The 11624-nt window shown below is 26.4% G+C and carries 10 protein-coding genes; 7 read left to right on the top strand and 3 right to left on the bottom strand.

Annotated elements, in window-relative coordinates; genetic code table 11:
• The first annotated feature begins 148 nt into the window (after nt 1-148).
• The 3 genes from KGF48_RS01340 (at nt 149) to feoB (ending at nt 3289) form a co-directional block, all read left to right on the top strand.
• Nucleotides 149-589, top strand: a complete 441-nt coding sequence (locus KGF48_RS01340; protein ID WP_227827375.1) for a GNAT family N-acetyltransferase — start codon at nt 149-151, stop codon at nt 587-589.
• Between the two features lie 326 nt (nt 590-915).
• Nucleotides 916-1143: a FeoA family protein gene (locus KGF48_RS01335; protein ID WP_227827374.1), complete on the top strand. Its 228-nt coding sequence runs from the start codon at nt 916-918 to the stop codon at nt 1141-1143.
• A 25-nt stretch (nt 1144-1168) separates the two neighbouring features.
• Nucleotides 1169-3289: a ferrous iron transport protein B gene (gene feoB / locus KGF48_RS01330; protein WP_227827373.1), complete on the top strand. Its 2121-nt coding sequence runs from the start codon at nt 1169-1171 to the stop codon at nt 3287-3289.
• 142 nt (nt 3290-3431) lie between these two features.
• On the opposite strand, the gene KGF48_RS01325 is transcribed toward feoB, so the two are convergent.
• Both KGF48_RS01325 and KGF48_RS01320 read right to left on the bottom strand, forming a co-directional pair.
• Nucleotides 3432-4250, bottom strand: coding sequence for a MerR family transcriptional regulator (locus KGF48_RS01325; RefSeq protein ID WP_227841420.1), 819 nt, complete (start codon nt 4248-4250; stop codon nt 3432-3434).
• 190 nt (nt 4251-4440) lie between these two features.
• Nucleotides 4441-6543 carry a GGDEF and EAL domain-containing protein gene (locus KGF48_RS01320; RefSeq protein WP_227841419.1) on the bottom strand — a complete coding sequence of 701 codons (2103 nt, stop codon included), beginning with the start codon at nt 6541-6543 and terminating at the stop codon, nt 4441-4443.
• A 420-nt stretch (nt 6544-6963) separates the two neighbouring features.
• Between KGF48_RS01320 and KGF48_RS01315 the strand changes: the two genes are divergently transcribed.
• The 4 genes from KGF48_RS01315 to KGF48_RS01300 all read left to right on the top strand — a co-directional run bounded on the left by KGF48_RS01315 (nt 6964) and on the right by KGF48_RS01300 (nt 10732).
• Nucleotides 6964-7146, top strand: a complete 183-nt coding sequence (locus KGF48_RS01315; RefSeq protein ID WP_227432883.1) for a hypothetical protein — start codon at nt 6964-6966, stop codon at nt 7144-7146.
• Nucleotides 7147-7379: 233 nt separating this feature from the next.
• Nucleotides 7380-8294 carry a DUF2935 domain-containing protein gene (locus KGF48_RS01310; protein ID WP_227841418.1) on the top strand — a complete coding sequence of 305 codons (915 nt, stop codon included), beginning with the start codon at nt 7380-7382 and terminating at the stop codon, nt 8292-8294.
• Nucleotides 8295-8870: 576 nt separating this feature from the next.
• Nucleotides 8871-9518 carry a lactate utilization protein gene (locus tag KGF48_RS01305; protein WP_227841440.1) on the top strand — a complete coding sequence of 216 codons (648 nt, stop codon included), beginning with the start codon at nt 8871-8873 and terminating at the stop codon, nt 9516-9518.
• A gap of 371 nt (nt 9519-9889) precedes the next feature.
• On the top strand, nt 9890-10732 hold the full coding sequence (locus tag KGF48_RS01300) for a creatininase family protein (protein ID WP_227841439.1): 843 nt from the start codon (nt 9890-9892) through the stop codon (nt 10730-10732).
• A 317-nt stretch (nt 10733-11049) separates the two neighbouring features.
• On the opposite strand, the gene KGF48_RS01295 is transcribed toward KGF48_RS01300, so the two are convergent.
• Complete coding sequence (locus KGF48_RS01295; protein ID WP_227867670.1) at nt 11050-11601, bottom strand: hypothetical protein; 552 nt, start codon at nt 11599-11601, stop codon at nt 11050-11052.
• Between the last annotated feature and the right edge of the window lie 23 nt (nt 11602-11624).

Below are 11624 nucleotides of genomic sequence, written 5' to 3'. Positions count from 1 at the left end.
CTAATATTTTATTTTTAATACAGTATAACACTTTTTTAAAATATTTTTAACACATACATATTTTAATAAAAGTATTTCTGTTAAAAATTATAAAATGGTATAATATATCTTAATATTAAGTTTTTAATATACTTAGGAGGTAATTATTATGTTTAAAATAAAACACTTTAATGATTTGAGTTTAAATGAATTTTACGAAATAGCCAAATCAAGATATGAAGTATTTGCGTGTGAACAAAAAATATTTTCATTAAATGATTATGATGATATAGACAAAAACTCTTATCATATATTTTTAGAAGACAATGAATTGATTTGTGCTTATGCCAGAATAATTCCTAAAGAATATAGTTCTTATAATGATGTTTCTATTGGTAGGGTTTTAGTTCTTTCTACTCATAGAAAAAAAGGGCTATCAAAGCAAATGATGGACTGTGCTATAGACTTTGTAAAAGTTAATTTGCATGAAAATAATATAACCTTATCAGCACAAGCTTACATAAAAAATCTTTACTTATCTTGTGGTTTTAAAGAAATTTCAGAAGTATATGATGAAGCAGGTATTGAACATATTAAAATGAGATTATAGTGTTGACAAGCTAACATTGTTAATATATAATTAAATCATAAATTAAATATTGAATTGATATCTAGGTATTTGAAAATACCTTATATAAGTCAGAAGGCTTTTGCGCTTTCTGACTTTTTTATTATCAAAATTCAATAATTATATAGATTCAAAATGTTAATTTTTATTCTATATTCTACTTTCCCCAAAAGTAAGAATTATACCCAACTTTGTGATAGGCATATTGCCTATCTTTTTTTTGCGAAAAGTAACAAGGTAATAATGTAATGCATAGTTTAGAATAAGAAGATTAGCTCAGGCTAAATTTCATGCATGGAGGTGCTACTATGAAAAACCTTAATGATATTCAAGTGAAAAAAACTGTTAAAGTTGAAGATATATTATCTAGTGGTAATTTAAGAGAGAGAATGTTGGCACTTGGTCTTACTAGAGGAGCTGTTATAAATGTAGTTAGAAAAGGACCAAAAAATAATTTAACTGTCTACAACATCAGAGGTAGCAAGATAGCTCTACGACAAGAAGAAAGTAGACTAATATTAGTTTCTGACATTTAAAATTTTATATCAGGAGGATATTAATATGGGTTTAACACACAACTCAACTAAAATGAGTTCTTTAAAAGACATGTTTGATATAGATAACAAGGAAGACCAGTTTGTAATTGCACTAGCTGGTAATCCAAATACAGGAAAAAGTACTGTGTTTAATCATCTTACTGGACTTAGACAACACACTGGAAATTGGCCAGGAAAAACTGTAGCTACAGCTCGTGGTAATTTCAAATATCAAAATACAGAATATGCATTAATAGATTTACCAGGAACATATTCTCTATTTGCTTTGTCACAAGAAGAGGTGGTAGCTCGTGATTTTATATGTTTTGGTAATCCAGATGCAGTAATTGTAGTATGTGATGCTACATGTCTTGAAAGAAATTTAAATTTAGTTTTTCAAGTAATGGAACTCACAGATAAAGTCATTTTGTGTATAAATTTGATAGATGAAGCTAGAAAAAAAGGTATTAATATTAATAAAGATTTCTTAGAGGAATCTCTTGGAATTCCAGTTGTTTTAACTGCTGCAAGAAATGGTTCTGGTATGGATGAGCTATTAGAGACTTTAAACGATGTATCTTTTGATAGATATAAATTTAATAATAAGCCAGTAAAATACAGCGAAAATATAGAAAACACAGTAAAATCAATTCAATCAGAGTTAGATGATATCATGCCAAATATAAATTCTAGGTGGTTGGGTCTTAGACTTATTGATGGCGATGAAAGTATTTTTGAATCTATGAGTAATTATATAGATAAAGATTCTATAGATGCTATTAATGAAGTAAAGAAAAAAATTCCAAATGATATAAACAAACAGAAGACTAGAGATGAATTTACTAAAATCAATTATGATTATGCTAAAAAGTTAAGTGATAAGTGCTGTTCTAATAATGCTAAAAAATCAACAGATAGAGAAGAAAAAGTAGATAAAATATTAACATCTAAAATATTTGGATTGCCAATAATGCTCTTATTATTAGGTACTATACTGTGGATTACTATAGAAGGTGCTAACTATCCATCCACTTTATTATCTAATTTATTACTTGGATTTGAGCCAAGTATTTCAAATATATTAAACAGCATTAATTGTCCATCATGGTTAAACGACATGTTAGTGTTGGGATTATATAGGACTTTAGCATGGGTAATCTCTGTAATGTTACCTCCTATGGCAATCTTTTTCCCATTATTCACATTACTTGAGGATTTTGGATATTTGCCAAGAGTTGCATTTAACTTAGACCATCTATTTAAAAAAGCATGTGCTCATGGTAAACAGTGCCTGACTATGTGTATGGGATTTGGATGTAATGCTGCTGGAGTTATTGGTTGTAGAATAATTGACTCTCCAAGAGAAAGACTTATTGCTATACTTACAAATAACTTTGTACCTTGTAATGGTCGTTTTCCTACTTTAATAGCCATATCTACAATATTTTTTAGCTCTGTTATAACTAGCTCTTTTGTATCTAGTATAGCAACTGCATTTTGTATAACATTATTAATAATTTTAGGAGTTATAATAACACTGTTGGTTTCTTATACTCTTTCCAAAACATTATTAAAAGGAGTTCCTTCTACATTTACATTAGAACTTCCTCCTTATAGAGTTCCTCAAATAGGTAGAACTTTATATACTTCTATAATAGATAGAACAATATTTGTTTTAGGAAGAGCTATAATGGTAGCTATACCTGCTGGTGTCATAACTTGGATATTTGCAAATATCTATATAGGAGATTTGAGCATATTATCACATGTTGCAAACTTTTTAGACCCTTTAGCTAAACTAATTGGTCTAGATGGCTTCATATTAATGGCTTTTATTCTTGGATTTCCAGCAAATGAGATAGTTATACCTATACTTTTAATGGCTTATCTAGCAACTGGTTCTATGATAGAATTAGATAGCTTTAGCGCTCTAGGTCAAGTTCTTAGAGAACATGGCTGGACTTATTTAACAGCTTTAAATGTTATGTTATTTAGCTTACTTCATTGGCCTTGTGCAACAACACTTTTGACTATAAAAAGAGAAACTGGAAGTTTAAAATGGACTGCCTTAGGATTTTTAATGCCTACTGTACTTGCTTTTGTTGTTTGTTTTTTAACAACTTTTGTTTATAATTTATTTGTATAACTTAGTATTTAGTTAACATTAAACTTTATCCTATAAGTATTATTTAAAAATTCATATACTTTATTATTAAAATAGAGGTATATTTAAGTGATAAGTAAAATTACTTATTACTTAAATATACCTCTATTTTAATTTTTAATTCTTATATAGATATTTGAATTGAAATCTCAGTCATATAATTTTCTTCATTGCTTTCACAAAAAAAGTCAAGTATACTTTCTTCATATGAATTACCAATAATTTTATAGTTATTATCATATATATATTTTTTTAATTTTTCATAGGACTTATATGAGTCTTCATATCTTCCAATATGCTTTATACATGCATACATTCCTTCTGGCTTTATATATAGCTTTTTATCTTTTATTTTTTTATCTATTTTTAAATAAAAACTTGATATACTTAAATAGTCTCCGTTTTTTATATTTTCATTACTTACTATTGCTCCTAATTCATACCCCTGATACAGATTTTTTGACTTACAGTAATTTGTAAAATCAATTAATTCCATCATAAAATTACCATCATTTATACTACTCAAATCACTTGATAATACTAAGTATTCTTCACATCTATTGGATATATAGATTTCTTCATTATCTATCTTAGAAATACCTTCAACTGTAGTATTTATCCTGTTTTGTATTTTAGAACTTATTTGTTTTAATTTTTTTATTTTCTCTCTTATCTTTTTTTCTTCTTCTTTAAGCATTTCTACACAAAGTTGAGGGCTTCTATTTTTTATATATTCTTTTATCTCTTCTAAACTCATTCCTATTTCTCTTAATGATTGTAATATATCTAATGTATCGTACTGATATACTGAATAATATCTATAATTGTTTCTATCTTTGTATTCGGGTGAAAAAATACCTATTTTATCATAAAAAATCAATGTCTGCTTAGAAATACCACATAGTTTTGCAAATTCACCTGTAGTAAAATACTGTTTTTCCAAGGTTTGTACGCTCCTTATCTTATTGTTATCTAGACAATTACTATATACTTTAATATTTACTGAATCAAGTAATTCTTATTTAATAAAATCAGTATATTTTTAATTTTAAAGGTTAAATGTCAGTTAAAAGTAAAATATATTTACTTGATAGATTATATAAGTAAATGCTAAATTGCAAATTTGACTAGTATCAGATATCTAATTTTAAAATATCTAGAATTTCTCTTGCTGTTTGTGGCTTTCCAAAAAAATATCCCTGTATGTAATCTGGTTTCATTTGCTTAACTAAATCATACTCCTCCTGTGTTTCTACTCCTTCTAAACACACTCTTATTCCTACATCATGACAAATTGCAACAATAAAGCGTATGAAGGTAGCATCAAACTTACTTTTTAATATGTCTTTGACAAATACTCTATCAATTTTAACTATATCTATTGGGGAAAATTTTAAAATTTCTAAAGAAGAGTACCCAGTACCAAAATCATCCATAGCAATACGAATTCCTAAATATTGTAAAACTTCAAACTTATCTTGTAAAATACTCATATTTTGTACTGTATGACTTTCTGTCAACTCTAATACAAGATTTTGATAAGGAAAATTTTCCTCAGATATAATTTTAATTATATCCTCAATAAACATTTCCTCTAATATTTGTACAGCTGAAATATTTACACTTACTGTAAAAAGAGGATTATAATCAATCCAATCACCACAAGTACGTAATGCCATTCGAAGTACCCATGCTCCCACATCATTTATCATATCATTTTCTTCCAAAATTGGAATAAATTCTAAAGGAGAAATTGCTTCACCTTTCTGGTTAGTCCATCTTAAAAGTGCTTCTACACCTATTATTTTATGACTTTGTGTGTCTACTTGTGGCTGAAATCGAAGACTAAATCCCTGAAAATTATCATTAATTGATGCTTTCAACTCCCACATCATTTCCAATGAATACACTTTATTTTTCAAGATTTTTTCAGAGAAAAAAACAAGTTTATTCTTTCCATGCTCTTTAGCATACTGTAAAGAGTAGCTAGCATATTTATAAAGTTCTTTTACTGTATCTCCATGTTTTGGATATATAGCACATCCAGTAGAAATTGTTATATTTAATCCATATTTTCTCCACAATTGAAGATGTATAATCAAATTCTGTATCTGTTCATATAGAATTCGAATGTCATTTTCTTCAACATTATCAACAAGAATTCCCATTTCATCACCATCAAGTTTATAAAGTTCGGCATTACCTGGCAAAATAGACTTTATGGATTGTGCTAAAGTTTTTATTATGTTATCTCCAAAAGATCTATCATACATCTCATTAACATTCTTAAAGTCATCAATATTTAGTAGCATTATGCATAATTTTTCAATCATGGGATTTGAAAGTTTTTCTTCAAATACACTCATAAATTCATAGTAGTTTAATAGCTGTGTTAATGGGTCAATCTTATTTTGCTTACCTAACTGTGTCATAATTCCTGCAAAAATACTTGGCTCTCCAAATTCATCACGCATTAGTTGCCCTCTACACTTTAACCAGATATATTCTCCACTACGATTTTTAGCTCTAAATTCAACTGTATGATAATCCATATAATCTTTACCTATTTCCATATTTGACTTATAAAAACGAGACCAATCTTCTGGATGTACAATTTTTTTCCAATAGACAAGTGGATTTTCCACAATTTCTCCTGGTAAATCAAATAATTCAACTTGTGATGGTGAATATCGAAACACTCCTGTTTTTAAATTACATATATATATATATTCATCTGTACCTCTAATCAGAGCATCATAAAGTAAAGTGGAATCATAATCAAATTTATCTCTTGACGTATTTAAATACTTAAAGTTCTCTTTTTTTTCATTGTTATCTGATACTTTACAAAACTCATCAATCTTAACTTGTTTGTTTAAAGCTATAGAATTTGTAATATCTATAGATTGATGTATATGAACAGTTGTCCCATCATACCATGTAATTAAACTATCATAATTCTCAAAGACTCTATTTAACTTATTACATTTTTCATACCATTTTATTGATACTCCTTTTTTATTGCTCTTTAGTAATTCTGAAATCTTACAACAACTACAAGGAATATTTTTTTCAGGATATAATACTTCCCAGCAAACTTTTCCTTCTGGAACTAAATTATGATACTCTTCTTTCATATTTTTATTCATGAAAATAATTTTATTGGTATGAATATCTGTAATATATATATTAATCTTTATCTGATTTAATATAATTTCAAGGTTATGTTTGTTCATATACATGCCTCCTTCATTGTTACTATTATTTATAACAACATTTCCAAAATTATTTTTTATTACAGAGGATTACTTATCATTTTTATATATACATTAAATAGCCTAATTTACTTGGGAAATTTATCACTTCATATTTTAAATTATAGTTGATTAAAAAAAATACATCAATATCCTATTTACCAATTTAAATGATATATAAAAAATATACTTGATAATGGCTTTGCACAACCTCTTACCGGACTTCTTATTCGTGAAGATATAATAAAACATCTATCCAGTTTTGCAATTATAACAACCAGTTTTACATACTCACTTGTAAAATACTTCTAGACAATATATCATACTATATAGGTTTTCAAATGAAATAATACATGCCATTTACTGAATATTTTAATTTTTCGTTTTTTAGGGGGATTGATTGTGTTTAAAGATAAAATTGATGAATGTGTCCATATAATGACTGCATATATTGCTAATTTAAAAGAATACTATTCATTTATAGAAACTCAAATTGATGATTTTATTAAAAAATATGGCGAAGATACTGTGGAGTCATGTCTCCATAGAATAATGATTTTATTATGTGAATGTGGTTTGGCATAAAATCAAGTATATTAAATAGGCAAAAAGAATTTTATATAAGATTCTTCTTGCCTACTTTTATATATTTTAGTTTTAATAGTTTTATCCAAAAGTTATACATTTAAAACTAAAATTTAATAATAAATATTAAAATTAATAACAAAAGAATTTAATTAATTTATTTCTAATATACATAAAATCAAATATTAAGAATAAAGTATTATAAACAAGATACTTTCTAAAGGGAGGAAATTATGATAGATAATCAAAAATATGTTATTTTATCACTTGAATTACATTTATTTTTTTCAAGAATTATGAAAGAGCATTCTCTTTTTTTAGAAGCAGGATTTACATCTAAAGATTACAATCTTGCTTTAGAAGCTGACCACTATAAAAACCAATTTGAGGAATTATTATCATATGCTGTTAGTGCTAGCAATGGTGTAATTAGACCTGATATATTATACTCAGAAGAAATTGTCACTAGTCACACATTGGATGCAGAAAAAAAGACAGAGGAATTTACAGGAATCGAAATAAATCAAAACATAACCACAAGAGAATTAAATTTACAGAGTGGTGTAAATCCACAAGTTAGTCAAGACTTAGTAAATTATGTGGCTCAGCTTAACTCAGATTCACTAAAATTACTTGATGGACTTATTAATCTAAAAGAAAGAGTTCTAGATGGAGTGCTATCATGCAATCTATTTACCTCAAATTACCCTCTGCTTATTGAACATATAATACATGAAGCTAACTTATATCGTTCCTATGTAATTGACCTAGAAAATAAAATAGATATTGATTCAAAGGATTTTAAAGAGATAGAATTATTTTGGGACCAAATTATGATGGAACATGCATTGTTTATGAGAGGATTACTTGACCCATCTGAAAATGAACTAATCAATACTTCAAATGAGTTTGCTATAAAATTTAAGAAATTAATAGAAGAGACAAATAAAATGAATGATACTACTATAGATAGTATGACAGATAAAACTCTAGATGAAACAGTTGAATTTAAAGATTTTAAAGAGGCTGGAGTATCTGGAATAGAACAATGTAAAATAAAATCTATAATATTGCCACTTTTAGCAGACCATGTGTTAAGAGAAGCCAATCATTATATCAGAATATTGGAGAACTACAAAAATATGTAATTAAAAAAGTGTAAGCAAATTTATATAATATAAAATTATATAAGTATATATTTTAAAATAAGTATATTATTACTTATAAATAACAATATAAAATAGAAAAATATTAATTTAATAATTATAGATTAAAATGACCATTTTTTATAAAACAAAATATTCTTTATGAAATTAATTAAAGTAAAGATGCATCTAGACTGCTTCTTTACTTTTTTATTATTCAATAGAACTTAAGTCATTTATTTACAATAAATATTTGTGACAAAAAATCATATAATCAGCTACAACTTACATATTATTATATATAAGTTTAAAAATAAGAACTCTTAACAGAAATATTTTTCTACTTGATTATTTACTAAAAATTAATAACAGACATCTTATAATAAAAACTTATTTGTGTTATAACTATATTGTAACTATTTTCATAATTTTAGGAAAATGGTAATAATAAAATTGGTTTTATGCAAGCTGATTTTGTATAATCTTTTCTTTATCTCTATTTATACAATCATCTATTAGGTAAATTTAATTAGCATAATAGTTACAACCTTAAAATTTAAATACAGGAGTGATTTTAGTATGATAAGACAAACACCATTAGAAAAACGTTATGATAAGTTAGGTCCAAACATAGTTAAAGCTCTTAAAAAACGCTATTTTGATGCTTATTATTGTAAAACCAAAAACGATGCTTTACAACAAATCTTAGATTTAATTCCTCAAAATCACACAGTCTCATGGGGAGGTTCTGAAACGCTTAAGGAAATGGGAGTGCAAATTGCTGTTAAAAATAAAGGATATGAAGTTATTGATAGAGATTTGGCAAAAAGCCCAGAAGAAAGAACAGAAATTATGCGTCAAGCACTTTTATGTGATACTTTTTTAATGAGTAGTAATGCTATTAGTGAGGATGGTCAGCTTTTTAATATTGATGGAAATGGAAATCGAGTAGCTGCAATGATTTTTGGACCAAAAAATGTTATAGTTGTTGCTGGCATGAATAAGATTGTAAAAAATATTGATGATGCAATACAAAGAGCTAGAACAATTGCTGCACCAGCAGTTGTACAGCGTTTTCAAGATGTTAATACTCCTTGCTATATTAATGGTAGTTGTATAGGTTGTACAAGTCCTGAAAGTATTTGTGCATATATGGTAACTACAAGGATTAGTCGTCCAGCAAATAAGATAAAAGTAATATTAGTTGGAGAAAATCTTGGTCTATAAAATACATCTGTAAACAAAAATAATTACATAAATAATAAAATAATGTTACATAGTCTACTTACATACGTGATAGAGAGAAAATTCTATATGGAATTTTCTCTCTATCACTTTTACCTTATCCTTAAATTTTCTATATTCCAATTTTCTTACATACTATTTACCTTAATAATCAAAATATCTACTACTTTTTTTGTTTAACAATTATTAAAAAATCGTCATTACTTTGAAAAACAAAATTATTTCTTTCTTGACATCATTATGCATATATAGTACTATTTATATAAAGTAGTATATATACATATTAATATCAATTATTATGCCTATAAAAAATAGCATCACTAATAAAATAAATTTTCAGGAGGTTCAAGACTATGAATTATAACTTACTTACTCTTTCATGGGAAGATATTTTAAATTTAGACAAAGAAAAACTAGTAGTATTTGTTGGTATAGCTCCAATTGAGGAACATGGTAGACATTTACCAATAGGAGTGGATATTTATGAAACAGATGAGTGGATTAACCTTGCAATTGATAAACTAGACTCAATTTTACCTAGTTATTGTTATGGAAAACTTCCTATAATACCTTTGGGATTTGCAGATATGGGAACTTTCCCAGGTAATATTCATGTTAGCCGTGAATTAATTTATAAAATAATTTATAGTACATTAGAGAATATAGTTAAATGGGGTGTTAAAAATATCATTGTTATATCTGCTCATGCTGACCCATTACATACAATCGCTGTAGAACAAGCCTGTGAATCAATCAACAAAGAATATGGTATAATTTCCATTGCACCTATGGGCTCAATTTTTAATTATGAGCAAAAAAGAGTTTTGAAAAAACTTTCTAATTCTGTTGAAGAAAAAATCAAATTATTTCCAAACGATTTTCACGCAGGCTGGATTGAAACATCAAATATGTTAGCACTATATCCTGAATTAGTAAGTGATAATTATCAAGAGCGACCTGATATATCTATTCAAGATAATGAAATGATGAACATTCAAAAAGTTATTAATACAATTAAAAATGAAGGTCATATTGGATTTCCTAAAGAAGCGAGTAAAGAATTAGGAATTGAATTAAACAATGATACTGGAGAACAAATATGCATAGCTACACATAAATTTATTCTTCGTTCTAATTATGAAAAATATATGAACCATCCTTTATACCATATATCAAGCCTAAAACTTAAAATCTAAAACTTATAATTACTATAACACTTAATTTTTTAAACCAATACAATCTATTTATAACATATAAAAAAAACTGCATAAACTCTGATAAATAAATATAAATAACATAATAAAAGTGGCACTTAATAAGTGCCACTTTTATTATGTTATTTATATTACATATTTAATTGTTTTGATTTTTATATAATTCAAGTAAATATTTATATTGCCAATCATGTTCTTTATTAGCATCTTTATTTTTATAAGAAACAACTTTTACATAATAAACATCTACATATTGACCATAATTTTAATAAATTATGGAGTATATTTTATCTAGAAATTTAATTTTTTTGTTCTCCATCAAGTTTTTTAAAATAATCTTTATTATATTCATCTAGATAATCTGTACCTCCTCCAGTGATTACATTTAAAAGTTTCATTGCAAACTCAGGACTAGCTTTACATATATAATTATCCCCAGACTTAACGACTTCTAAAGCGATTGTAAACTCTTTTTTATTTGCAGAATCAATATCCTTCATAGTTGGATTAGGCATCATTTCTCCTAGTTTAGGAGGATTCTTTTTTAATATAGAAACCATATCTGTATTATTGACTTTTAAATCTACAATAACTTTATCGTCTTTTTTCTTTATATTTTCAATTTTCCAAGACATATTTTTAGAGTACATTTTAAATCCTTCTTTGTCGCTATATATAAAACTACCTAACCCTGATTCTGGAAAATATTTATCTACTTTATCAGAATCTTGAGTCTTTATTGCATTAAACATATTATCTACTTCACTTTTTATTTTATTGTCATTATTACACCCAGTTAATACTAATACTGAGATTGCAAACATTATAATACATATAGTAATTTTCTTCATTAAATTATTTCTCCTTACATTTT

Origin of the sequence: Clostridioides sp. ZZV15-6388, assembly GCF_020657755.1 — a bacterium.
Taxonomy (GTDB): Bacteria; Bacillota; Clostridia; order Peptostreptococcales; family Peptostreptococcaceae; genus Clostridioides.
Note: the sequence above shows the minus strand (reverse complement) of the source record. Positions and strands in the feature narration are given on the sequence as shown.

Bases quoted from the DNA above. Each gene is read 5' to 3' on its own strand.
- KGF48_RS01300 (WP_227841439.1), top strand. From the start codon at position 9,890: ATGAATTATAACTTACTTACTCTTTCATGGGAAGATATTTTAAATTTA.
- KGF48_RS01340 (WP_227827375.1), top strand. From the start codon at position 149: ATGTTTAAAATAAAACACTTTAATGATTTGAGTTTAAATGAATTTTAC.
- KGF48_RS01305 (WP_227841440.1), top strand. From the start codon at position 8,871: ATGATAAGACAAACACCATTAGAAAAACGTTATGATAAGTTAGGTCCA.
- KGF48_RS01295 (WP_227867670.1), bottom strand. From the start codon at position 11,601: ATGAAGAAAATTACTATATGTATTATAATGTTTGCAATCTCAGTATTA.
- KGF48_RS01320 (WP_227841419.1), bottom strand. From the start codon at position 6,543: ATGAACAAACATAACCTTGAAATTATATTAAATCAGATAAAGATTAAT.
- feoB (WP_227827373.1), top strand. From the start codon at position 1,169: ATGGGTTTAACACACAACTCAACTAAAATGAGTTCTTTAAAAGACATG.
- KGF48_RS01335 (WP_227827374.1), top strand. From the start codon at position 916: ATGAAAAACCTTAATGATATTCAAGTGAAAAAAACTGTTAAAGTTGAA.
- KGF48_RS01310 (WP_227841418.1), top strand. From the start codon at position 7,380: ATGATAGATAATCAAAAATATGTTATTTTATCACTTGAATTACATTTA.